The sequence below is a fragment of the Rhodococcus opacus B4 genome (assembly GCF_000010805.1).
Taxonomy (GTDB): domain Bacteria; phylum Actinomycetota; class Actinomycetes; order Mycobacteriales; family Mycobacteriaceae; genus Rhodococcus_F; species Rhodococcus_F opacus_C.
Genome location: NC_012522.1, coordinates 3104788 through 3129300, shown reverse-complemented (window position 1 = coordinate 3129300; position 24513 = coordinate 3104788). Strand labels below are relative to the sequence as shown.

20 protein-coding genes and 3 pseudogenes are annotated in these 24513 nt (G+C 66.1%); 20 read left to right on the top strand and 3 right to left on the bottom strand.

The features are described 5' to 3' along the window. Positions 1–74: 74 nt before the first annotated feature. Positions 75–245, bottom strand: coding sequence for a hypothetical protein (locus ROP_RS43190; protein ID WP_012690109.1), 171 nt, complete (start codon positions 243–245; stop codon positions 75–77). A gap of 193 nt (positions 246–438) precedes the next feature. Here ROP_RS43190 and ROP_RS43505 point away from each other — a divergent pair, with 193 nt between their 5' ends. The 3 genes and pseudogenes from ROP_RS43505 to ROP_RS14375 all read left to right on the top strand — a co-directional run bounded on the left by ROP_RS43505 (position 439) and on the right by ROP_RS14375 (position 1987). Continuing rightward, positions 439–591 (top strand): hypothetical protein, encoded by a 153-nt coding sequence (locus ROP_RS43505; RefSeq protein ID WP_012690108.1) that lies wholly within the window; start codon positions 439–441, stop codon positions 589–591. A gap of 237 nt (positions 592–828) precedes the next feature. After that, a pseudogene (locus tag ROP_RS41155) lies at positions 829–1423 on the top strand (CorA family divalent cation transporter); the annotation flags it as partial. A 129-nt stretch (positions 1424–1552) separates the two neighbouring features. After that, positions 1553–1987, top strand: a complete 435-nt coding sequence (locus ROP_RS14375) for a VOC family protein (RefSeq protein WP_012690106.1) — start codon at positions 1553–1555, stop codon at positions 1985–1987. A gap of 13 nt (positions 1988–2000) precedes the next feature. Here ROP_RS14375 and ROP_RS14370 read toward each other — a convergent pair whose 3' ends face one another. Continuing rightward, on the bottom strand, positions 2001–2837 hold the full coding sequence (locus ROP_RS14370; protein WP_012690105.1) for a nucleotidyltransferase family protein: 837 nt from the start codon (positions 2835–2837) through the stop codon (positions 2001–2003). Between the two features lie 40 nt (positions 2838–2877). Between ROP_RS14370 and ROP_RS14365 the strand changes: the two genes are divergently transcribed. From ROP_RS14365 to ROP_RS14290, 17 genes and pseudogenes are all read left to right on the top strand, one after another. Further along, positions 2878–3273: a VOC family protein gene (locus ROP_RS14365; protein ID WP_043824754.1), complete on the top strand. Its 396-nt coding sequence runs from the start codon at positions 2878–2880 to the stop codon at positions 3271–3273. A 109-nt stretch (positions 3274–3382) separates the two neighbouring features. Further along, complete coding sequence (locus ROP_RS41150; protein WP_012690103.1) at positions 3383–3610, top strand: AAA family ATPase; 228 nt, start codon at positions 3383–3385, stop codon at positions 3608–3610. Between the two features lie 16 nt (positions 3611–3626). Continuing rightward, positions 3627–5684, top strand: a complete 2058-nt coding sequence (locus ROP_RS14360) for an ATP-binding protein (RefSeq protein ID WP_148222468.1) — start codon at positions 3627–3629, stop codon at positions 5682–5684. Between the two features lie 76 nt (positions 5685–5760). Then, positions 5761–7071 (top strand): acetyl-CoA hydrolase/transferase family protein, encoded by a 1311-nt coding sequence (locus ROP_RS14355; protein ID WP_012690101.1) that lies wholly within the window; start codon positions 5761–5763, stop codon positions 7069–7071. Positions 7072–7134: 63 nt separating this feature from the next. Then, on the top strand, positions 7135–7920 hold the full coding sequence (locus ROP_RS14350; protein WP_012690100.1) for an SDR family NAD(P)-dependent oxidoreductase: 786 nt from the start codon (positions 7135–7137) through the stop codon (positions 7918–7920). Positions 7921–8007: 87 nt separating this feature from the next. Continuing rightward, positions 8008–9338, top strand: a pseudogene (locus tag ROP_RS14345) (CaiB/BaiF CoA transferase family protein). Beyond that, on the top strand, positions 9323–10408 hold the full coding sequence (locus ROP_RS14340; protein WP_043824753.1) for an NAD(P)H-dependent flavin oxidoreductase: 1086 nt from the start codon (positions 9323–9325) through the stop codon (positions 10406–10408). The pseudogene ROP_RS14345 and the gene ROP_RS14340 overlap by 16 nt, the downstream one beginning before the upstream one ends. A gap of 1 nt (position 10409) precedes the next feature. Next, a complete protein-coding gene (locus ROP_RS14335; RefSeq protein WP_012690096.1) occupies positions 10410–11570 on the top strand; it encodes a CaiB/BaiF CoA transferase family protein in 1161 nt (386 codons plus the stop codon). A gap of 26 nt (positions 11571–11596) precedes the next feature. Continuing rightward, a complete protein-coding gene (locus ROP_RS14330; RefSeq protein ID WP_012690095.1) occupies positions 11597–12967 on the top strand; it encodes an MFS transporter in 1371 nt (456 codons plus the stop codon). 105 nt (positions 12968–13072) lie between these two features. After that, the gene (locus ROP_RS14325) at positions 13073–13543 is read left to right on the top strand and encodes a MaoC family dehydratase (protein ID WP_012690094.1); all 471 of its coding nucleotides are present in this window, start codon (positions 13073–13075) and stop codon (positions 13541–13543) included. A gap of 31 nt (positions 13544–13574) precedes the next feature. Then, positions 13575–15539 carry an AMP-binding protein gene (locus ROP_RS14320; protein ID WP_012690093.1) on the top strand — a complete coding sequence of 655 codons (1965 nt, stop codon included), beginning with the start codon at positions 13575–13577 and terminating at the stop codon, positions 15537–15539. Then, on the top strand, positions 15536–16327 hold the full coding sequence (locus ROP_RS14315; RefSeq protein WP_012690092.1) for an enoyl-CoA hydratase/isomerase family protein: 792 nt from the start codon (positions 15536–15538) through the stop codon (positions 16325–16327). The genes ROP_RS14320 and ROP_RS14315 overlap by 4 nt, the downstream gene beginning before the upstream one ends. Then, entirely contained in the window at positions 16324–17484 is a 1161-nt protein-coding gene (locus ROP_RS14310) for a CaiB/BaiF CoA transferase family protein (protein WP_012690091.1), read from the top strand. Before ROP_RS14315 ends, ROP_RS14310 begins: the two co-directional genes overlap by 4 nt. Further along, positions 17481–18359, top strand: coding sequence for an HpcH/HpaI aldolase/citrate lyase family protein (locus ROP_RS14305; protein ID WP_012690090.1), 879 nt, complete (start codon positions 17481–17483; stop codon positions 18357–18359). Before ROP_RS14310 ends, ROP_RS14305 begins: the two co-directional genes overlap by 4 nt. A gap of 770 nt (positions 18360–19129) precedes the next feature. Beyond that, a complete protein-coding gene (ltrA, locus tag ROP_RS14300) occupies positions 19130–20908 on the top strand; it encodes a group II intron reverse transcriptase/maturase (protein ID WP_012690089.1) in 1779 nt (592 codons plus the stop codon). 10 nt (positions 20909–20918) lie between these two features. After that, positions 20919–22413: pseudogene (locus ROP_RS14295) on the top strand (IS1380 family transposase). 184 nt (positions 22414–22597) lie between these two features. Then, positions 22598–23314 carry a GntR family transcriptional regulator gene (locus tag ROP_RS14290; RefSeq protein ID WP_148222467.1) on the top strand — a complete coding sequence of 239 codons (717 nt, stop codon included), beginning with the start codon at positions 22598–22600 and terminating at the stop codon, positions 23312–23314. Here ROP_RS14290 and ROP_RS14285 read toward each other — a convergent pair. Continuing rightward, a complete protein-coding gene (locus tag ROP_RS14285; protein ID WP_012690085.1) occupies positions 23296–24441 on the bottom strand; it encodes an FUSC family protein in 1146 nt (381 codons plus the stop codon). The genes ROP_RS14290 and ROP_RS14285 overlap by 19 nt on opposite strands. Between the last annotated feature and the right edge of the window lie 72 nt (positions 24442–24513).

The following is a 24513-nucleotide window of genomic DNA, read 5'->3' as shown; positions in this document are numbered from 1 at the left end:
CGCGTCGATGCGGCACGCGACCTCGGATTCGCATCGAGTTTTGACACGCCGGCGGCGGTGGACGGCGGCGCAGATCACAGACGGGCTGAGCGGCTCTCCCGGGAGCACTTCTCGTCCGCAGCAGTCACCCGCGTGCGTTGCCGGGCGGTGGCGGGCCGGGCGGTGCGGGTATTGATGTAGCGGATCATCAATGCGGCCCCGATGAACGATCCCAGGAGCAGGACTGTGATCAGGAGATCACCCATGACAAAGACTTCCCTTCAGGCGATGTCGTGAAACTGACCAGATCAGCGTCGACCGCCGGCGGGCGCGTGAGAAGAGGCCTGTCGCATTCTTCGCGAGATCCATATGCGCCCGCGATGAAGCGCGGACCCCTTCGCGACCTGAAGCGGCACAGGGCGGCTTTCGTCGACTACCAAGGTGATCGATAGTCGCGGTATGCAGTTCTCCGTTGTCCTGCAGTTGGCGGGCCTTATCGCGTTGAGTGCGTTCGGAACCATGCTCCTCGCGGTGGGGGCCTTCGGTTCGGGAGGACTGTGTCTGGCTGGGGCGACGTGGTGGTTCTGGCGTCTCTACCGGACGAGCGACTGATGGACCGCCGGCGGGGCAGGGCTCTGCCTCGATGATTTCTTCGTCCTGATCTTGACGTTTTCATGCCGCGGTACTCCGCAAGACTGACGCCACGTTTGCTCCGCTCGGTGGTGGAATGAGGTGTGCCCTCGGCGCAAGCAATAGTTGCCGCCCGCAGTCAGGGATGTGGTTGACATGACGATCGTTGACAACGCCGTGTACGTCGACGGGAGGCGTACCTGGATCGGGCTGTATCGGCCCGACCTCGTGGTGACCATCCGCCACGCTGAATTCCCTGACCTCAGCCGCGTGCACCACCGGCTCGAACGATCTCCACACCTGCTGAAACTGGGTCCGGAGGCGGTTCTGTACGCGATCTTGGACCAGTTCGTCGATGAATACCTGCCGGTCGCCGCGGGGCTGGAAAACGACCTCGACGAGATCGAAGACCAACTGCTCACCGGCAAGGAAGCGGTCGCCCGCAGAATTTACGAACTCTCCCGAGAGGTGATCGCGTTCCAACGTGCCACACATCCGCTCGTCGACATCCTCGAAGCCCTTCAACGCGGATCCGACAAATACAACGTCGACCTGGAACTTCAACGCCACCTGCATGACGTACTCGACCATTCCCTGCGCCTGGTCGAGAAGGCCGATTGGTTCCGAGCGCACCTCGAAACCGCTCTCACCGTTCACGCGACCCTGGTCGGGCAACAACAGAGCGAGGAACGGGACGAACTTCGACCACATGCCCGAACTCCACTGGACCGTCGGCTACCCGCTTGCCCTGGTATTGATGCTTGCCACCTCGGTGACCCTGTTCCGTGTCTTCAAGCGCCAGCACTGGCTGTAACCGAAGAATCCACATCATCCGCGGGATCGCCGACGGTTTCTCGGCGGATCAACGGCAGCGACGCCATCGATGCGCCACCATCTGATGCGGAGCAATCTTGCTCCTCGCCTAAACGGAGGAACTCGCATCATGGACTGGACACTCGAAGTGGTCGTTCTGCCCGTCAGTGACATCGATCGATCGGTCGCGTTCTACCGCGACAAGCTCGGCTTCCATCTCGATCACGACACCGCCAACGAGCACATGCACGTCGTTCAGCTGACCCCCACCGGTTCGGGCTGTTCGATCGTGATCGGTGATCTCCCATCGCAGACGGAGATGGCGCCGGGGTCGATGAGGGGACTGCAGTTGGTGGTCGCCGACGCCGCCGCAGCCCGCCAGGAGTTGCTCGATCGAGGTGTCGAGGTCAGCGAGATCACCGTGTTCGATGAGCGTGACGGGGGAACCTTTTTCGGATTCGCCGATCCCGACGGTAATACGTGGGCGGTCCAGCAGATCAAGGCGCGGGCGGAGAAGCCGCTGATTCCGGTCGAGGCCCGCGGGCGGTTCGGGGAGAACGCCTGAGGGTTCGCACGGCTCACGTCAGGGGGCAGGCGTTCCGGGTGTCGTCGACGAGTTGTTCGGCCAGGGTGACGGCGGCGGTCAGTTCGTCGGGCGTCGTTCCGAGCCGGCCGAGAACGGCGTGAGCGCGAGCGGTGAAGTCGGTGGGTGCGTTCGGCAGGGCACCGGCGGCGGTCACAGCCCCCTTCTCGTTGATCACCCAGCGCCGGGCATGCGCGTGGAGCGCGTGCGCGCACAGGCACACCGCGCGGAACAGGCACCCCGCCACATACGTCGCATCGGCCCGCGGGATCGCCTTGCGGGCCAGCATGGTGACGAAGTCCGCCTCCCACAGTCGCCGCACCAGGGCTTCGCGCAGGGGGTCCGGGTAGTGCTGCATGTCGGCGTGAAGAGCAGCGATGCGTCCGGACGGATCGGCGAGGATCACCGCCGACGCGAGTTCGCCCGCGTAGGCGAAGTCCGCGAACCCGAACGGGTGACCGGTCTGGGCGTGAAACCCGTACACACCCTGCTGGGTGTCCTGCCACACCGCGGTCACCCGGTCGAGGTCGCGGTACAGCCAGTCGACCGCCCGGCCGTCGATGGACAGCCACGCCCCGCCGTCGACCCACGGTCCCCACTCACCCGTCCGCGTCGCAGATGCCCCGGCGCCGGCGCATTCCTGCGCGAGGTGGGTCAGCCCGTCGGTGTCGAGGGCACCGCGGTAGTAGACCCCGAGGTCGTAGTCGGATTCCGCCGTGTGTGTCCCTCGGGCGCGGCTGCCGCCGAGGGTGACGCCGACGACGCCGTAGATGCCGCACAAGCGTTCGGCCAGGGGACGCAACACCGGGTCGTCGAATTCCACACCCCACATCGTCCCCCCCCCGGCCCGGCGCAGCGGATAAATTCGGTTCATGCTCATCTTGGGAACGACCGTGATCGGTGCACGCGACATCGGGCGTGCAACCAGGTTCTGGACCGAGGCACTCGGATTGACTGCGCTCCCGCCCGTCGGCGACAACGACTTCACCAACCTGACGCTGCCCGACGGCCGGCCACTGCTGGCGATCCAGCAGAGCGAACACGACGCGGAACCCGAACCTCGGCTGCACCTCGACCTGCACGCCCGCGACAGCGCGGATCAGGCCGCGGAGATCGAACGACTCGTCGGTCTCGGTGCGCGGCGTGTGCCGTGGGACCGGTACCCCGAGGACTCGGACTTCGTGGTGCTGGAGGATACCGAGGGAAACCGGTTCTGCGTCATCGACAACTCTCGCGCGCCGGAACAGTGCCGGCTCGAGATGCCCTGAGGTCGCCGCGACCGACCACTCGGGCCCTTTCGGCAGATCGCCCCAGAGCCGGGAGAGCCGAACAGCCGGCCCGGTTCACAGTCGCCCGGGGTGGTGGCACGATGCGAACATGACGGCGCGCGTTCGAGGAAACCTGCCGACCGAGGTCACGAGCTTCGTCGGCCGCCGCCGGGAGCTTGCCGAAGCCGGAAAACTCCTGAGGTCGGCCCGCTTGCTGACCTTGACCGGACCGGGCGGAGTCGGCAAGACCCGCATGGCCCGGCAGATCGCTGCCGAGGTTCGTCGGTCTTTTTCCGACGGCGTGTGGCTGGTGGAGTTGGCCGATCTTGCCACGTGAGATGGCGCCGTCGGTCATGGCTTCCACGCTCGGGCTCTTCCACACCACCACTGACCCGGTCATCGACCTCGTCGATCACTTCCAGGGCAAGCAGCTGCTGCTGGTCGTCGACAACTGCGAGCACATAATCGAGCCGGTCGCCGCGTTGCTGAGCAAGCTCCTCACGGCAGCGCCGACTCTCCGGGTCCTGGCCACGAGCCGACAGGTGCTTGGCGTCGAGGGTGAACTGGTCCTCCCGGTTCGGCCCCTGCCCACACCCGTGCCCGGGCGGCCGCTTGCTGCGGGTTCCGATGCCGTGGCCCTGTTCGCGGAGCGGGCTGCCGCGGCGCTTCCAGGCTTTGCGATCGACGAGGGTAACCGGGAGCTCGTGACGAGCATCTGCCAGCGCCTCGACGGCGTTCCGCTGGCGATCGAACTCGCCGCCGCCCGGTTGCGGGCCTACTCGCTGGAGGACATCCTCACGCGGCTCGACGATTCTTTCCACGTGCTGGTGAGTGCGTTGCGCACCACCCCGGAGCGGCATCGGACACTGGAATCGACGGTCGACTGGAGTTACCGACTGTGCTCAGCTGCCGAACAGGACCTGTGGGCGCGGCTTTCCGTGTTCGCGGACGGCTTCACGGTGGGCGCCGCCGAGGAGGTGTGCGCCGGCGATGCCGTTCCCCGAAAAGAGGTCTTCGAACTGATCGCCGGACTCGTGGACAAGTCGATCGTGACGAGAGACGGCGAGGCGCACGGGCGTGCGGCCCGACTTCAAATGCTCGGGCTTCTCCGCGAGTTCGGTGCCGAGCGGTTGCGTGAGTCCGGTGAGGAGCGAGTCGTACGGTTGCGTCACCGCGATTACTTCCGTGCTCTCGCGCTCCGGGGCAGCACGGATTACTTCAGCCCGCGTGAACTCGAGTGGTCGCGCAGTGCGCGGAGGGAACACGCGAATATCCGTGCTGCCGTGGAGTTCTGCCTGACCGAGTTGCAGGATTTCACGGCGGTTCTGGAGATCGTCTCCCCACTACAACTCTATCGGGTGGGGGCGAGTTTCGTCGTCGAGGAGTACCGGTGGCTGAGCACTGCACTGGATCTCGACCTCGAACCGAGCGAGATCAGGGCTCGCGCCTCGGCGGCGTGCAGCTATGCCGCATCACTCATGGGCGACGGCGACGAAGGGGAGCGGCGGGCAATCGAGTCCGAAGCTCTGGCAAAGCAGTTGGGCCTTCAGCAGGTCCTTGCCGACGCTGCCTGCAGCATCGCGAGAGCCAGTTTCTTCCGGGGCGACAGTGCTCGAACGCTCGAACTCGCACGGGAAGCCGCAGCTATCTGCCGGGAGGTGGGCAACGCTGCCGGGGCCTGTGAGGCCCTGTATCGGGCGGCCGTCACAGCGTTCGGCATGGGCGATCGTCGAGCATCCGAGTTTGCAGAGGACTCGCTCGCACTGGCCATAGAGCACGGTTCTCCTTTCCGCACCGCAAGTGGCCTGTGGATCGCTGGGCTCCAGGATTGGCGCAAAGGGGAGCAGGAACGAGCGACTGTACGGCTGCGTGAGGCCCTGACCCTCTTTCACTCGGTCGGTTTCGTCGCCGGAATTGCGATGTGTTGTGAGGCTTTGGCCGCTGTGGCCGCATCCGAGGGGGACTTCGAGCGGGCCGCGTGTCTGTGGGGAGCGGCCGATGCGAGATGGCGCGGTTCCGCGGCCATCTTCGCGAAGGCCGTGGTCCGCAGCCTCGACACGGAACTCGTCGACCAGGCAATCCGCCAGGCGTTGAGCGAAGCTAGTTACCACGCTGCGTTCAGTCGCGGTGCCGGATTCTCTGTCGAAGAGACACTCGAGTACGCGGTCGGTGGCCCGAGCCAACCACCCGCGGCGCGTCCCCCCTCCGAGCCTGTCCGGCTCACCCCTCGAGAGACTGAGGTCGCCGAGCTCGTCGCCGGCGGCATGAGTAACCGCGACATCGCCGGCAAGCTGGTGATCGCCCAGCGAACGGCCGAAGGCCATGTCGAACGGATCCTCACCAAGCTCGGCTTCCGCTCGCGTGCCCAGATCGCGGTGTGGGTAGCCGAACGTAGCCAGACGCGGGAGTAAGCGGAACCGCGTACAGGTATGGATACAGGTATTTACCCCCGAGTGATCGGCGTCTCGTCAACGCACGATGGTGCTCATGAGTTTCCGACAACAGGGTCAGTGTGACCAGCAGGAACATTTCCCCTCACACACCCCCGCCGAGGGCCTGCCTCAGGTAGGACGTAGGGCAGAACTGAACATCGCCGACTACCTCCTGCCCGGCGACACCGTGGTGATCGGTCAGGCAGCGGCGGAACCTCCGGAACTCGTCGCCCGGCTCATCGAGGCGGCGGGTGAGTGTGAGCGACTGACGGCGGTGTGCGGCTATTCGCTCAGCGATGCGTGGGGGAGGGTCACCGCCGGTCGGCCGCGGGTTGTCGGATATGCAGCGCACGGCCCTTTGCGGCCGCTGGCGGCCAACGGGCTGATGGACGTCATGCCATGCCACTACAGCCAGCTCGAACAGCACGTGGTCAGCGGTCGAATCCCGGCCTCTGTCGTCCTGCTGCAGCTGCCGCCTGCCGACGCGGACGGGTATCACAGTGTGGGCGCCTCCGTGGACTATGTGGCTCTCGCAGCGCAGTCGGCCCGGGTGGTTCTCGCGGAGATCAATGAGAACCTGCCGTCGACGCGTGGGCAATGGCGGCTGCATCGCTCGCAGATCACGGCATCGATAGCCACCGACCGTCCCGTCGTGGGCACTCCGTCCCGGCCGCCGTCTACGGCCGAGCGGATTCTGTCCCGCAACGTCGCGTCCATGATCCCCGACGGTGCAACGATCCAGCTCGGGATCGGCACGTTGGCAGACGCGATCGCGACCGAACTCCTTGCCCACCAACGACTGCGGGTGCACTCGGGCCTGGTCGGCAACTGGCTGCTCGACCTGCACGACGCTGGTGCCCTGGACACCGCGGAAGGGGCCTGCGTGACAGGGATGGCTCTGGGAGACCCAGCGCTGTATTCGTTCGTCCACGACTCCGACGCGATCCAGTTCGTGCCGATAAGCAAGCTTCTGTCGGCGACGGCAGTGGCAGAGTGCAACCCCTATGTCGCGGTCAACTCGGCGCTGGAGGTCGATCTCCTCGGCCAGGTCAACTCCGAGGTGATCAAGGGGCGCTACGTCGGTGCCGTGGGCAGCCAGGTGGATACCTTTCGCGCCACCCGTCTTGCAAAGTCCGGTCTCGCCATCGTCGCGATGGCGGCCACTAGTCCGTCCGGGGACACCAGCCAGGTCGTCGGCAGACTCAGTGGGCCGGTGACCTCGCTGCAGAGCGACATCGATCTCGTCGTAACGGAATTCGGCATCGCCGATCTCCGTGCGACAACTCTCCGTGAGCGCGCGGAACGCCTCATCGCGGTTGCTGCACCGGAACATCGCGCTACGTTGAGATCGACTCTCCCATCCTGAATCCGGCATCCAACCGCCGCGGCCATCCGGCCGGCGGTGGCCCGATCTCGAAAGGTAAACACAATGAAGGAACATGAATTGGCGGGCAAAGCGGCCCTCATCAGCGGGGGTACCGGCGGCGTGGGGCTGGAGGCCGGCATCCGGCTGGCGCGCGCGGGTGCAAGCGTCACCGTGACCGGTCGCACCCCCGAACGTGGAGAGGATGCGCTCGCTCGTCTGAAGGCGGTATCCGACGACGTCCACTTCGAGGCCGCCGACTCCGGAGACGCCGGCAGTATCGGCGCGGCCGTCGACCGGGCCGCCGCGCGGAGCGGTGGCGCTCTCGACATCGTCATCAGTGCCGGGGCCGAGGGGCAGCCCGGCGCGAAACCGTTCGCGGAGATGACCCCGGACGAGATCCAGGCGGCGTTCAACTCGCGCCTGTACCCACGGCTCTTCCCGGTCCACGCCGCGATTCCGGCACTGCGCGCCCGGGGTGGCTCGATCGTCATGCTCTCGACCGACGCCGCACGACACCCGACGCCGGGGGAATCTGTGATGGGCGCGGCAGGTGCCGCATACATCCTGATGACCAAAGTATTCGCCAGGGAGTTTGCCCGCTGGCAGATCCGGGTGAACAGCGTCGCCATGACACTCACGTCCGGCACGCCGTCCTGGGATCGCATCTTCTCGAACAAGAACTTTCAGCAGAAGCTGTTCGCCAAGGCAGCCGAACGGTTCCCGCAGGGGAGGCCTCCGACCGTCGACGAGGTCGCCGACGTTGTCGCATTCCTGGTCTCCGACGAAGCCGGGCAGATCAATGGGCAGACGGTAAGTGTCAACGGCGGGTTGTCCTTCGGCGGCTGGTGAGGACCGACCGCCACTGTGAATCCAGCCCGGGACCGACCTGAGACCGCGGTTCCTGCAACCGAACCACTTCACGACAAGGAGCACGCAATGTCGAAGAACAACGACCGGGCGAACGGCCTGGCCGACGCCGGTGACGTCCTCCCGTTGACGGGTGTACGGGTTGTCGACCTGTCTCAGGTCGGGGCCGGTCCCTACGGCACTTCACTTCTCGGCGACCTCGGCGCCGATGTCATCAAGGTCGAGCCGCTGGAGGGCGACAGCTTTCGGTATGTCGACAGCGCTTTCGGTGAGGGTGAGAGCGCGTACTTCTTCGGGGTCAATCGCAGCAAGCGATCTATGCATTGGACCTGAAGAGCGAGCGGGGCTACGAAGTGCTGACCCGGTTGGTCCGCGACGCCGACGTCTTCGTCGTCGCGTTCCGGCCGGACGCCGTCGAGCGAATGGGCATCGACTACGACACCTTGCGTGGACTCAGCAACCGCCTGATCTACTGCTCTATCACCGCTTTCGGGGAAACAGGTCCCCGCGCCCACCAGCCGGGTATGGACATCCTGGCGCAGGCGCTGAGCGGGTTGATGGGCGTCACCGGGGAGGTCGGTGGTGGTCCGGTGAAGGTCGGGGTTCCGATCGCCGACTTCGTCGGATCCTTCCTCCTCGGCTTCGGCGTGTGCGCGGCGCTGCGGCTGCGTGACCGAACTGGTCACGGCGACAAGATCAGCATCAATCTGCTCGACGGTCAAGTGGCGACGTTCGCGAACTACATCACGGTGTACGACAAGACGAGGGTCCCGTTCCGCCCACAGGGTGGTGGGCATCCGCAGCTCGTGCCGTACCAGCCGTTTCTCGGTTCGGATCAGAAGTACTTCGTCCTAGCCTGCCTCAGCGACAAGTTCTGGCAGAAGCTGTTGCCGATGCTCGACGAGTACGGCGACTTCCGCGACCCGAGATACCGGACCAACACCGGGCGAATCGAGCACCGCGGAGAGTTGTGCGAGCGCCTGCAGACCATCTTCGGCAAACGCCCAGCAGATTCCTGGTTGATCGACCTCGAAGCCGCCGGGGTGCCGTGCGGCCCGATCCACCGCCTCGAGGACGCACTCGAGGATCCCCAGGTCATCGCCAACGACGCGGTGATCAGCCTGACCCACCCGACACACGGTAGCTATCGCGCGCCGAACAACCCCATCCGATTCGCGGCGGCCGACACCGGCCCACGCGGCTATGCGCCCGACCTCGGCGAGCACACCGACGAGGTCCTGCACGAAGCCGGCTACAGCGACGACGATGTACGCGCACTGCACGCGAGTCGGGTCGTCCACCGCGCACCCGCCCAAATCACCAGCATCTCTCGAGTTTTGCGTCCGACCCACGGTCGCGACGAAGAACGAACGAAAGGAACACCATGTCACCCATTTTGAGGACGCCGCTCTGTGACCTGCTGGGCATCGATGTGCCGATCATGCAGGCCGGGATGGGGAACGTCGCCTATGGGCGTATCGCCGCGGCCGTGTCGAATGCCGGCGGTCTGGGATCGATCGGCGGAATCGACATCACGCCAGCGGAACTCGACGAGGAAATCAAGTTGTTCCGCACCCTCAGTGATCGGCCGTTGTGCGTCGATCTCGGCTTTCCCGCGAACGCGCCCAAGGGCCTGGACGACGTACAGATCCCGGAGCTGCCCGGCCCGCTCCAGACACTGAAGAAGGAACTGGGGGAGAACGGGATCGAGGTCGTGCCGACGACCGACCAGGCGATCAGCCTCGCCGACAACAAGAAGAAGCTCGAGCTGTCCCTCGATCACGGTGTCGAGATCATCGCCTGCGCGCTCGGCACTCCCACGTGGGTAGTCGAGGCCTGCCACGCCAAGGGCGCGAAGGTGATGAGCATCGTCGGTCAGGCCAAGCACGCACGCAGCGCCATCCGCAGCGGCACCGACCTCATCATCGTGCAGGGCACCGAGGGCGGCGGTCACACCGGCGATGTCGGCCTGATCACCCTGCTGGCTGAAGTGCTCGAGTTCTCCACGGTGCCCGTCGTGGCGGCCGGTGGGCTGGTGAAGGGCGCGCAGATCGCCGCGTGCCTGACCCTCGGAGCACAGGGAGTGTGGGTCGGTACCCGGTTCCTCGCCACCAAGGAATCCGGATCGGAAGACGAGTTCAAGGAGGCCGTAGTCGAGGCCGGATACGACTCGACGCTGCGCTCGCTGCTGTTCGACGGGCTGCACGTGCGGATGCTGCGCAACCGCTTCACCGAGGTGTGGGAGGGCCACGAGAACGAGCTGTCCCCCTACCCGGTCCAGCGGGTGCTGACGATGCCCTTCAAGTACGCCGCCATGCGCGCTCACCTGAAGTCCCACATGAGCCTGCCGTCGGGAGCAGGCGCCGGAATGATCAACGACCTACCCGGAGCCGCCGAGGTGCTCGACCGGCTCGTCGAGGAGACCGTCGATGCACTGCGCGTCGTCGGCAAGACCGTGGAGTACAACTGACATGGGACCGCTGAACGGGATGAAGGTCGTCGAGATCGGATCAATCGGTCCCGGCCCCTGGTGCGCGATGATGCTGAGCGACATGGGCGCGGAGGTCCTGCGCATCGACCGTGCCGACCACGTCGGTGCGCAGCCCGACGGTGCGCGTGCGATCGACTTCGTCAACCGGCGCGGGCGGCGCTCGATCGCCGTCGACCTGAAGAACCCGGACGGGGCCGAAGTCGTTCTTCGGCTGGTCGAACAGGCCGACGCCCTGATCGAGGGCAGCCGGCCCGGGGTCGCCGAACGCCTGGGCATCGGCCCCGAGGAGTGCCTGGCCCGGAATCCGCGCCTGGTGTACGGGCGGATGACCGGGTGGGGTCAGGAGGGCCCGCTGGCCCAGGTACCCGGACACGACATCAACTACCTCGCTCTGAGCGGAATGCTGCACGCCATCGGCCCGGAGGGCCGTCCGGTCCCGCCACTCAACCTCGTCGGCGACTTCGGCGGCGGCGGGATGCTGCTGGCGTTCGGGATCGTCGCGGGCGTGCTCGAGGCCTCCCGCTCGGGGAAGGGTCAGGTCGTCGACGCGGCCATGGTGGACGGCGCCTCGCTGCTGGGGTCGATGTTCCACGGGCTGCGGCAGATCGATGCGTGGCACGACCGCCGCGAGTCCAACCGGCTCGACGGGGGCGCGCCGTTCTACGGCACCTACGAGACCTCGGACGGCCTGTGGGTGGCGGTGGCCGGAAACGAGCCGAAGTTCTACGCGGTGCTGGTCGAGGCCCTCGGCCTGTCCCTGGACGAACTGCCGGATCAGATGGATCAGAGCGGTTGGGCGGACACCCGCAAGCGGTTCGCCGAGATTTTCCGGACCCGGACCCGCCAGGAATGGGTGACGAGGCTGCAGGCGCTGGAGACTTGTTTCTCCCCGGTCCTGACCCTCGACGAGGCACTCGAACACGAGCACGCCGTCGCTCGCTCGGCATTCGTCCCGCTAGACGGCGTGCTGCAGGCGGCGCCGGCGCCGCGCTTCGGGCGCACCCCAGGACAGGTCACCCTCCCGGCAGCACGGCCCGGGGAGCACACCGACGAGGCCCTGCGCGACTGGGGATTCGACGCGAACGAGATCGCGAATCTGGCGACGAAGAACGCGATCGAGCAGTTACGGGGTTCGCAATGACTCAGCACCCGAAAGGAATCGAATCGATGCCGCAGCCAGGAGACGCTCCCGGACAGGCGATACCGCCAACACCCATGAAGAGAATCGGCCCGGCCGTCGTGATCGGCACCGCGCTGGAGTGGTTCGACTTCTTCCTCTATTCGTCCATGGCAGCGCTGGTTTTCGGGCAGGTGTTCTTCCCATCGGGCAACTCCGCCGGGAGCACCTTGGCTGCATTCGCCACGTTCGCCGTCGGGTTCTTGGCCCGTCCGCTCGGTGGGGTCGTATTCGGCATCATGGGCGACAAGATCGGTCGCAAGACTGTGCTCTCGCTCAGCCTCTTGATCATGGGAGGAGCCTCGGGTCTGATCGGGTTGTTGCCCTCCTACGCAACGATCGGAGTCGCCGCACCGGTCCTCTTGGTGATTCTTCGGGTGATTCAAGGATTCGGTGCGGGCGCCGAGTTCGGGAGCGCCATCGCCGTGTCCTACGAGCATGCCGGTGCGAAGACTCGGGGCCGCTACACCTCGCTTCCTGCGCTCGGTGTCCAGATCGGACTGCTGGCCGCCTCATTGTCGGTTACCGCAGTCACCAGCTTCGGCGACGAGTTCCTGTACAGCTGGGGCTGGCGAATCCCTTTCATTGCCAGCTTCGTGCTCGTCGGAGTCGGTTATTGGATACGTCGTAACATGCCGGAGACCCCGGAATTCGAGCGTGTTGCAGCAGCTCGACCCCAACGTAGGAGCCGCAAAATCTTCGGTGATCTACTGCGATCCGATTGGCGTGGGCTGTTGGTTGTTGCGGCAGTGTATGCGGGCTACGCGGCGATTTCCTACACGTTCAAGACGTTCTCGCTCTCCTACCTCAGTGAGTTCCAGGATGTGCCGGCGAACGTGGGGTCGTTCGGCGTCGCATTGGCCAGCGCGGTGGCAATTGCCGTGGTGCCCCTGGTGGGCAGGCTGTGTGACCGGGTCGATATCCGGCGGATCATGCTGTTCGCTGCTGTCAGCGTTCTGTTGATTGCATTCCCGATGTTCTGGGTGCTCGATACCGGAAAGCCGGTATTCGTCTGGGCTATTTTGATTCTCGGCACCGGAATCCTGGCCCCGATCATGATCGTGGCGTCGAGTCCTTTCATGGCGCAGCAATTCCCCACCGACGTGCGAGCCTCGGGTCTCGGGGCCGGACGCGAGGTCAGTGGTGCCATCGCGGGCGGTCTCGCCCCGCTGGCGGCCTTGACGATCGTCACCCTCTCCCCCGGACACGCCACCTGGGGTGTCTCCCTCCTCCTGATGGGATGTGCGCTCCTCGTCGTTGTCGGTGTCCTGTTCGACCAGAAGAACCGCGTGCTGCTGCGAAGCAGTGGTACGAACTCGAGCCCTGAGAGCTCCACCGAAACGGCCAGTGAACGGGTTTGACCCCATGGTCGTGAAAACACTGTTACCGCAACACATAGTGCGCAACTCGCGCATTACGCACTGACACCGGCAGCAGCGATGCTGCCGAAATTGAAAGGACTTCCCATGCCCGGTCTGTACTTTGAAGAGCTCGAGCCGGGTTTGGTCATCGACCACCCGACCCGCCGCACCGTGACTGAGACGGACAACGTCTTGTTCAGCACGATGACGTTGAACCTGGCGCCGCTGCATCTGGACGCGGAATACAGTAAGGGTTCGATCTACGGGCAGCGTCTGGTCAACAGCCTGTTCATCCTCGGCCTGGTGTCGGGTATCTCGGTGCCCGAGACCACGCAGGGCACCACGTTGGGCAACCTCGGCTACGAGGACGTCAAGTTCCCCAAGCCGGTGTTCCACGGCGACACCATCCGGGTGCGCACCGAGATCCTCGAGAAGCGGGAGTCGAAGAGCCGTAACGATTCCGGCATCGTTCAGTTCCGTCATTACGGCATCAACCAACGTGACGAGGTCGTGTGTGAGTGCCGCCGCGCCGGGTTGATGCTCAAGCGCACCGCGACCGAATCGGTTACCGCCTAACCGGTTGCAGGCGTTTCGAGAAGGAGCGGGTATGACCAAGAGTCAGCAGGATGACACCGCACGGTACGCGTGGGTGCCGAACCAGTCGGTAGTCGAGCGCAGCCGGTTGCTGGCGGCGATGGGGCGCTGGGGTCACGAGAGCGTCGAGGAGTTGAACCGGTCGGCGGTTGCCGACCCGGAGCGCTTCTGGCGCGCCGTCGTCGACGATCTGGAGATCACCTTCGACGCACCGTTCGAGAAGGTCCGTGACGAATCCGACGGCAAACCCTTCCCGCGGTGGTTCACCGGTGGGCACCTCAACATCGCGAACCTGTGCGCACACCGGCACGCTGTCGGCCAACTCGTGGACAAGACGGCGGTGGTCTACGAGGGGGATAACGGGCAACGGCGCACGTTGACCTACGCCGAACTCGATCGTGAGGTGCGACGGTTCGCGGCGAACCTGACCCAGCTCGGCGTCACGCGCGGGGATCGGGTGGTGCTGTTCATCCCCGCGGTCCCCGAGGCTGTGGTCGCGTTCCTGGCGATCGCGATGATCGGAGCCATCTCGGTGCCGACCTTCACCGGATACGCACCGGACGCGCTGGCCACCCGGCTGCAGGACTCCGAGGCGGTCATGCTGATCACCGCGGACGGCACAACCCGCCGCGGCAAACACGTACCGATGAAAGACACCGCCGATCAGGCGCTGGAGTCGGCGCCGTCGGTGCGCACCGTGGTCGTCCTCCGCCACATCGGCACGGATGTGGCGATGGCCGCAGGCCGCGATGTCTACTTCGACGACCTGGACCCGGATCCGGCCCCGGTGGAGACGGCGGCGACCGAGGCGAACGACCCGCTCACCATCGTCTACACGTCCGGGACGACGGGTCGCCCGAAGGGGATTGTGCACTCGCACGCGGGTTTCGGGGTGAAGGCCGCGGTGGACTTCGCCTACGGGTTCGATGTCCACGCCGACGACGTCGTTTCCTGGATCACCGACCTCGGCTGGCTGGTCGGTCCACTGTTGATGACCGGGCCTTTGCAACTCGGCGCCACCATCGTCATGATCGAGGGCCTGCCCACCTACCCGACCGCAGACCGGATGTGGGAGATCGTCGAACGCAACGGTGTCACCGTTCAGGGTATCGCCCCGACGGCGGCCCGCGCGTTGATGGCGGGCGGGGGCGGGGCGGTGCGTGAGATGCCCACGCTGCGCTCGTTCGTTTCCACCGGCGAGGCGTGGGACGAGCCCACGTGGTGGTGGCTGTTCCAGGAGGTCGGGCGGTCTCGCCGGCCGATCATCAATTACAGCGGTGGCACCGAGGTCGGCGGCGGCATCGTGATCGGGTACCCGTTCCTGCCCACTGCTGCTGCCGCGTTCAACGGGGCGCTGCCGGGTGTCGATGCTGTCGTGCTCGGGGAGGACGGTGCGCCGATCGTCGGCGAGGTGGGGGAGCTCGCCGTGCGGAACACGTTCCCGGGCATGACCCATGGATTCTGGCAGGACCGTGACCGGTACCTCGAAACGTATTGGAAGCGGTGGGACGAGGTGTGGGTGCATGGTGACCTCGCCAGCGTCGACGCGGCCGGGGTGTGGCGGATCCACGGGCGGTCCGATGACACGATCAAACTGTCGGGTCGTCGGGTGGGTCCGGCGGAGATCGAGGCGGCGCTGCTGCGGGATCCGCGGATCGGAGAGGTCGCGGTCATCGGGGTACCCGACGAGCTGCGTGGTCAGCGTGCCGTCGCGTTCGCCGTGGTGCGCGAGGGTGGTGTCGATCTCGACGATCTGCAGGCCACAGCGCTGCGGAACGCCGGTAAGTCCTTTGCGCCGACCGTCCACACGGTGGCGACGCTGCCGAAGACGAAGAACGGCAAGATCATGCGCCGCGCCATCCGGTCGCGGTTCCTCGGGGAACCGGTGGGGGACATGTCGTCACTCGACCCGGCGACACCGCTCGAAGACATCCCGTTGCACAACATGAGCGAGAAGAGTGTCGAGGTAGTGCAGTGAAGACGTATGACGAGTTCCCGACGTTGGCGATCGATCGTCCGTCGGATGGGTTGCTGCGGATCGTGCTCGATGGGCCGGATCTGCATGCGGTCGGTGCGGACATGCACCGCGAGCTGGCGGACGTGTGGGCGGCGATCGCCCGGGACGAGTCGGTGCGTGCGGTGCTGATACGCGGTGCCGGCGACCGCGCGTTCTCCGCGGGCGGCAGCTTCGACCTCATCGACGCGATGGTCAAGGACTGGGACACCCGCACCCGCGTCATGAACGAGGCCCGCGATCTGGTCCGCAACATCATCGAATGCCCGGCCCCGATCGTCTCCGCGATCAACGGCCCCGCCGTCGGGGCCGGACTGGTCGCCGCCCTGCTAGCGGATGTGTCGGTGGCCGGTCGGCGGGCGAAGATCGTCGACGGGCACGTGCGGATCGGGGTGGCCGCCGGCGATCACGCCGCGATCTGCTGGCCGCTGCTGTGCGGGATGGCCAAGGCGAAATATCATCTGCTCACCAACGAGGTCCTCACCGGCGAGGAGGCCGAACGGATCGGGATGGTCTCGGTCTGCGTGGACGACGACGCCGTGCAGACACGTGCCCTGCAGATCGCCGAGAACCTCGCACGCGGATCCCGCAGCGCACTGCGGTTCACCAAGCACGCCCTGAACAACTGGTACCGGCAGGCGATGCCGCTCTTCGACGCCTCCCTCGGCCTCGAGTTCTATGGCTTCGGCGGCCCGGACGTGACCGAAGGTATTGCCTCGCACCGCGACAAACGTGAGCCGAGGTTCACATGAGCGGGCCCCTGGACGGGATCACCGTCCTCGGGCTCGAGCAGGCCATCGCCGCACCGCTGTGCACCCGGCACCTGGCCGATCTGGGTGCCCGCGTGATCAAGATCGAGCAACCCGGGGTCGGGGACTCGACCCGGCACTACGACCAGGCGGTGCGCGGGTTGGCAGCCCATTTCGTGTGGCTCAACCACGGCAAGGAATCGGCGGCGCTGGACCTGACGGCGCCCGCCGATCACGACGTGCTGCACGAGTTGCTCGAACGGGCCGACGTGATCGTCAGCAACCTCGCCCCCGGTGCGCTCGGCCGGCTCGGTCTCGGGGTGGACGCACTGGCCCGGCGGTACCCACGATTGATCATCGTCGACATTTCTGGGTACGGGCGCGGCGGACCACTGGACCACAAGCGGGCCTACGACCTGCTCATCCAGGCCGAGGCCGGGTCCTGCACCATCACCGGCCTGCCCGGGCAACCGGCCAAACCGGGGATTCCGATCGCCGACATCGGCACCGCACTGTATGCGTACTCGGCCATCCTGGCCGCGCTGTACGAGCGGGAGCGGACCGGGCGCGGCGCGGTCATCCCGATCGCGATGCTCGACGTGGTCGCCGAGATGATGGGTTTCGCCCTCAACCAGGTGATCCACGGCGGTGCCGAACCCGAGCCGGTCGGCATGGGCTCGCCGATGGTCGCCCCCTACGGGGCCTATCCGACCGCCGACGGGCGGACCGTGGTGCTCGGCACCACCAGCGACCGGGAATGGCGGCGCTTGGCGGCGGATCTTCTGGGCCGCCCGGATCTGGCCGAGGATCCGCGGTACGCCCGCAACGACGACCGGGTCCGGGAGCGCACCGCACTCGACGCGATCGTCGCCGCCTGGTGCGCGCAGCGCACCCTGGCCGAGATCCAGCAGGCCGCCGATGCGGCCGGGATCGGCAACGCCCGACTCAACGGGGTCCGCGGCCTCGCCGAGCACCCGCAACTGTCTGTCCGCGGCCGGTGGCGCAACGTCGACACCCCGGCCGGCCCGGTCCCTGCCCTGGTGCCGCCCGCCCTCGCACAGGGGTGGACGGTGTCAGCGGGCCGGGTCCCGGCGTTGGGCGCCGACACCGACGCCATCCGAATGGAATTACTACACAAGAAACTGGAGAAGACACCATGAGACCGCTTCGTTCGTTGTTGTTCGTGCCCGGGCATCGGGAGGGGTGGGCCGAGAAGGCCATTGCCGCCGGTGCCGACGGCCTGATCCTCGACCTCGAGGACTCTGTACCCGAGCACCTGAAGGACCAGGGACGCGCCACGGCCGCTCGGACCATCGCGCAACTACGGGACACCGGGGCGGATGTCGGACTGTACGTGCGGCTGAACGCACTGGACACCGGGATCACCGGCGACGACATCGCCGCCGTCGCCGTCCCCGGACTCGATGGCTTCGTGCTGCCGAAAACCTATGGGCCCGAAGACATCGTCCGGTTCGACGCCCTCGTCACCCATTTCGAACGGGCCAACGGCGTCGACGCCGGCAAACTCGAATTCATCTGCTGCCTCGAGACCGCGGAGGCGTATGCGAACTGCGAAAAGATCGCCGTCGCCTCGCCTCGGGTGGCGACCCTGTTCGCCGGGACCGCCCGCGACGCGGACGTCTCCAGATCGATCGGGTTCCAGTTCACCCCGTCCGGCGAGGAGACCCTGTATCTGCGCAGCCGGGCCCTGCTCGCCGCGCGTGCCAACGGTCTCGAATTCCCGTTGGTCGGGGTGTGGCAGGACCTCACCGACCACGACGGGGCGCGGAACTTCTCCGAACGCAACCGCGAACTCGGCTTCCGCGGCCAGGTATTGATCCACCCCTCGCACATCGCCCTCGCCAACGAGGTGTTCAGCCCGTCCGACGCCGAGATCGCGTTCTACTCGGGCATGATCGAGGCCTTCGAGGACGCCGAAGCCCAAGGACTCGCCGCCGTCCGCTACGAAGACATGCACGTCGACTACGCCCACATCAAAACCGCCCGAGAGATCCTGAGCCGGGCTGCCCACTGATCTAAGCCTGGATGCACCGATACGGATGAGTCCGTGGGTGGGTCGTAACGGCGAAATGCCCTGTCGTAGTGAAAGAATTGAACTTCTCACAGAAACAATTCGGCCACGACGAAGGGCATCTCGTAGGTGGTGCGACACGAGGTCGCATGCGTCAAGTGGCGCGTTGATTGGAGGTCGGCGGTGTTGTCGATGACGTAGCCCGGGTTTGTGTTCGATGGCCCGTCCCCACCTTGACGTGCGTCGCTGGTAACGGCGGGGTGCGAAGCTCAGGGGTAGAAGCCGAAGCTGTCCTGGATCCATCCCGGGGCGGCAGGTGAGGGGAAGGCCGGACGGGTGAACGTGAGTGAACCGCCGAAACGTCTCGTCAAGATGAGCCTCGGATAGATGGAAGCTTGGGCCGGGGTATAGGGCTGGCCGTTGAGAAGCGGCAGACGGCGACCGGGGGCATCTGACCGGTCGTATGAACACCGTCGCCCCGGGATCGAGGCGGCACCCACCCCGGCCGGGTCTTGCGCATGTGGAACGTGGAAACCCCGCTCTGGTCCGGACTGGTGGTTCGGTGGGCCGACCGTGAGGAAGGCTGAACGCCTGGGCGGGAACAGGATGGCCCAAGAAGCTAATGCCGGTGGCCGAAAGGCGACAGGAAACCGACCCGATTTGATGTCGTCTCCTCCGACGGCGGGGTTCGGATAACTGGCCGGATACGAGTGAACACTCGAACCCGTGGAGGGTGCTGACGTGGGCCAGGTGAGCCTTTGAAAGGGACGACGATGACAGCGCCAGAACTTGCGGACAAGTTGGACACCACTTCGGTGAACGGACCACAAGACGTCATGACGAACTGGGATGCGATCTCGTGGCGCTCGGTGGAGCAGGACGTACGGCGGCTGCGGCGGAGGATTTTCAAGGCGTCGCAAGAAGGGGATCTCAAACGGGTCCGCAACTTGCAGAAACTGATGCTGCGAAGCCAGTCGAACACGCTCCACAGTGTGCGGCGGGTGACGCAGCGCAACGCTGGACGCAGGACCGCGGGCATCGATGGAGAAGTCGTTTTGACTTCTTCTGCCAGGGCTGAGTTGGCGGTGGATCTGCACCGGCATACTGCGCTGTGGCAGGCCCGACCGGTCAAGCGTGTCTACATTCCGAAGGCGAATGGAAAGCAGCGTCCACTGGGGATTCCCGTGCTTCGTGACCGGGTGCAACAAGCTCGTGTCGCGAATGCGTTGGAGCCGGAGTGGGAAGCGCGGTTCGAACCACGCTCGTATGGGTTCCGGCCCGGGCGTGGCTGTCACGACGCGATCGAAGCGATCTACTGGACGCTCAAAGGACGCAGATCCAAGCGCCAGTGGGTGCTCGACGCGGACCTGTCGGCAGCGTTCGACCGCATCGATCATGAGCGGCTGCTGGCACATCTGGGAACCTTCCCCGCACGGGGGCTTGTCGCCGGATGGCTGGCTGCAGGAGTGATCGAGCAGGGCCGGTTCACCTCCACCGACGAAGGAACCCCTCAAGGTGGGGTGATCAGCCCGATGCTGCTCAACATTGCGCTGCACGGGATGGAGGAAGCCGCTGGAGTTCGCTACACACGTAGCGACCCCCATGGGGCGCACGTGGCAAGAGGAGCTCCGGTGCTGGTGAGATACGCCGACGACTTCGTCATCATGTGTCACACCAAGGGCCAAGCCGAACAGGCCCGGCACCGGTTGGGTGAGTGGTTGACGCCACGGGGCCTCGAATTCAACGAAGACAAGACACGAATTGTCCACGTCGACGCAGGATTCGACTTCCTGGGGTTCAACGTCCGTCGATACGACGGCAAACTGCTCATCAAACCCAGCGCAGCGGCAGTGAAGCGGATCCGGCATCGGCTCGCCGACGAGGTGCGTTCCCTACGGGGAACCAACTCCGAAGCGGTGATCCGCCAACTGACCCCGATCATTCGGGGTTGGGCTGGCTACTACCGGAGCGTGGTCTCCAAAGAGGTGTTCTCCGCCGTGGATCACTATCTGTGGCAACACCTCTACGGGTGGGCGCTGCGCGCCCACCCGAGAAAGTCGAGGAACTGGGTCGTGGATCGATACTTCGGCACGTTCAACCCATCCAGAACAGACCGATGGGTGTTCGGCGACCGCGACAGCGGGAAGTACCTACGCCAGTTCGCCTGGACGAAGATCGTCCGCCACAACATGGTCATGGGCACCGCGTCACCTGACGATCCTGCCCTGGACCAGTATTGGGCACGTCGGCGACGAAAGGCATACGCGCAACTCGGTGGTCTCACAGCCTCGCTGCTGCTCCAGCAGCGCGGGCTATGCCCCGTGTGCGGGACATTCCTTCTGCACGCCGACCACGCTCCACAAAGCCCACAAGAGTGGGAACAGTGGATCAAGGCCATGACGAGAGCGCTACGCGCTACTGCCCTCGTCTTGGGTAACGCCCATGGCGGCGATCGGGCCACACGCCTCACGCATGCCCACTGCCGACAACTCGAGCGACAGGGCAGTGGGTCCAGCGGAATCAGGGGACAGACGCCCGTGGGGCTTGCTTGAGCCGGATGCGGTGAAAGTCGCACGTCCGGTTCTGAGGGGGCCTCGGCGCCGCAAGGCGTCGGGGCTACCCGACCAACTATCTCACACCAGACCCGTCGCGGCGGCAAGGTTCGACGACCCCAATCTGATATCGACCGCGGGCATGGTCCCGGTGATGGCGTTGGCGCAGGCCAGCGGCCTGCTCACCCTCACCGATCAGCAGCTGAGCGTCCCGACCGACAAAGGCGCCAACCCCGGCCGCAAGGTCGGGTCCCTGGTCGGTGGGATGGTCGCCGGCGCCGACAGCATCGCCGACCTGGCGATCCTGCGGCACGGGGCGATGGGGACCGTTTTCGACCGACCCTATGCACCGTCGACGCTGGGATCGTTCCTCCGCCAGTTCACCTTCGGGCACGTCCGGCAACTCGACGCCGTCGCCTCGCGGTTCCTGAGCAACCTCGCCGCGAAGACCCCGCTGGTGTCGGGGATCGACACCGGGCGGGTCCTGGTCGATATCGACGATTCGATCATCGAGGTCCACGGCCACGGCAAACAGGGGTCCGGGTACGGGTACTCCGGTGTGCGCGGGCTGAACGCACTGCTCGCCACCGTCACCACCGACACCGCTGCACCGGTGATCCTCGGTCAACGCCTGCGCCGAGGAGCCTGCGGCTCCCCGCGCGGGGCCGCCCGGATGGTCGCCGACGCCCTGACCGCCGTCGACCGGCTGCGCACCCAGGCCGGCGGAGCGAGCGGGGACGGGGTGTCGAAAGTCCTGGTCCGTGGCGACTCCGCCTTCTACGGCCATCCCACCATCGGTGCCGCGACCCGTGCCGGCGCCGACGTCTCGGTCACCGTGCGCCTGACCTCCACCATCAAACAGGCGATCGCCTCCATCGACGACGACGAGTCCGCGTGGACGCCGATCCAGTACACCGACGCCGTCTACGACGAGGACACCGACACCTGGATCTCGCGCGCCGAGGTCGCGGAGATCGAAGTTCACCGCGTTCACCTCCCAGCGCAAGGCCCACCAGATACCCGGGCGGCTGGTGGTGCGCCGCATCCCCGACCTGCGACCGCCCAAGGACCAGGGACAGGGCACGTTGTTCGACATCTGGCGGTTCCACGCGTTCTTCACCACCACCGACCCCGACGACCTCGATACCGTCGACGCCGACAAAACTCACCGTCAGCACGCCATCATCGAGCAGGTGCATGCGGACCTGAAGAACTCCGCTCTCGCGCATCTCCCGTCGAACTCGTTTTCGGCGAACGCCGCCTGGCTCGCCTGCGCGGTGATGGCGTTCAATCTCACCCGTGCCGCCGGCACCCTCACCAGCGATCCGAAGCTGACGAAAGCGACCACCGGCACCCTCCGGCGCACCCTCGTCTCGGTCCCCGCGCGCATCGCGTATTCGGCCCGACGGTTGACGCTGCACCTGCCAGCCGACTGGCCGTGGGAAACACCGTGGAACACGCTGTTCGACAAAGCGTTCGGCCGCAATCACCCGATCATCGTCTAACATCCGCAACACCTGCCCACCCTCGACGCGAAAACCCCAGTGGAACAACCCGACACGAGAAGTCGGACGCTCAACCACGCCCACATGCCGCCCAATGCTGCACACCGAAACTCACCCCGACCGGATCAGCGAATCGGTGCATTCGGGCTAAGGCCCATCGGACACCGGAAAGATGCCGCCGACGATGCTCGATCACACAGCCTCCGCGCTCCAGCAACTGCCCGACGAAGTGGCCTCCTATGTACGGAAGATGATTCTTGCCGGGACGGTGCGACCAGGAGAGTTCGTACGCATCGAACGGATCGCGGAGGCTGTCGGAGTAAGCACTACTCCCGTCCGCGAGGGACTTCTGAAACTGTGCGGTGAGGGGTTCGTAGATACGGTCCCTCGCCGGGGCTACGTCGTTGCTCCGTTTACCAAACAGGATGTGCGAGACCTCTTCTGGGCTCATGCGCTGCTGGCCGGTGAACTCGCCTCGCGAGCTGCCGAGAATGTCGGCCCTACCGACCTCGACGAGCTCGCCACCATTCTCCGAGACCACGAGAAGGCGATCGCCCACGGTGACGCCGACGATGTCGCCGCACTCGGGCTCGCCTTCCATAGCAGGGTCAACGCCGCCGCCGGCTCTCCTCGGCTTGTCCGTCTCCTGGATTCGGTCACTGCGAACCTGCCGAACCTCTACGACGCCCAACTCTCGACCCCACAGGAGGCGCGCCTGCTTGCCGCTCTGCGCAAGCGCGCCGCCAGGTCGGCCAAGACGCTCGTGGAATCACACATCCTGGCCGGAGCGGACCACATGATCGCGGAACTCGATCGACGTGGTTTGTGGAGCGACATCTCGGACGCGGTCAGTCCCTGTACGAGACGGGCACCCCCGCCGAGTTACGCGGCGCCCGCGTAGTGGGCGGGACGCGGCAGCATCGGGCGGCAGACGGCGCGCGGGATGCCGCACACTTCGAAGAAGTCGATGACGATCGACCGGACCTGCGCCGAGACGACCGCCGAGGAGAACCCGGCCGAGATCTCCTGCTGCGGCAGTGAGCGCGCGAAGCGCTCGAGTTCGTCGCTGATCTGGATTTCGTTGGGCCTCTTCGCCGAGGTTGCGAGAATCATCTGACGCATCCGGTCCGCGATGTCGGCGAGTTCGGTGACAGCGTCAGCCAACTGCGGGTCCACCTGCTCGCCGTCGTACGTGGCGATCAGCGCCCGCCGCACCAGAACCCGGGTGTTGCGTGCGGCGTTGTCGATCGGGTCCGCGATCGACGCGAGCCGGCCGATGCGGCGACGTCCCCGCCAGTGGATCGGCGACATCCGTGCCACCTCGGATCCGGAGCGGAGTTCGACGCGCATGCTGTCGATCGTCGACTGCGTCGAACGGGCAAGCGCAAGAGCGTCCTCCAGTGCGGAGACATCCCCGGCTGCCAGGCCCTTCGACGTCTGCCGGAGGGCCGCGGCCACGCTGTCCAGCACCGCGGCGGCGCACCGACGCGTCCGCCGGACGGGATCGGTCGGCAACACGGACAGCGCCACCAGGCTGAGCGCACCCCCGATCAACGCATCGACGACCCGGTCGAACGGGTGCGCTGCGGTCGCGGATGCCATCGCCGCGACCAACGCTGCCGACGAACCCGACTGCAGCACGATCACCGAACCACCGTCGAGCAGCACCGCCAGCGACATGGCCACCGCCACCACGAGGCAGATCTGCCACGGGCCGTTGCCGATGTACCGCACGACGACGTCCGACACGATCGTTCCGATGGTGACGCCGGCGATGAGTTCGGCGGCGCGACGGCTGCGGGCGCCGCGCGCGACGCTCAGGCACACGACCGCGGCCAGCGGGGCCAGCAACGGCTGCTCGTGACCGGCCACCTCGACCGACACCCACCACGCCGCCCCCGCGGTGACCGCCGTCTGCGCGATCGGCATCAGGTATCCCGCGAAGCGAAGCAACGCGGTGCGCAGCGACGGCCATGCGGTGGCGCCGGCACGTCGGAGGAGGCCGAGTATCGAGATGAGCTGGAGCACAGTGGTACAGCTTTCTGGACGATCACACGCGGGCAGGAGCACATTCACCAGCGCCTGCCGAACCGACTGTCG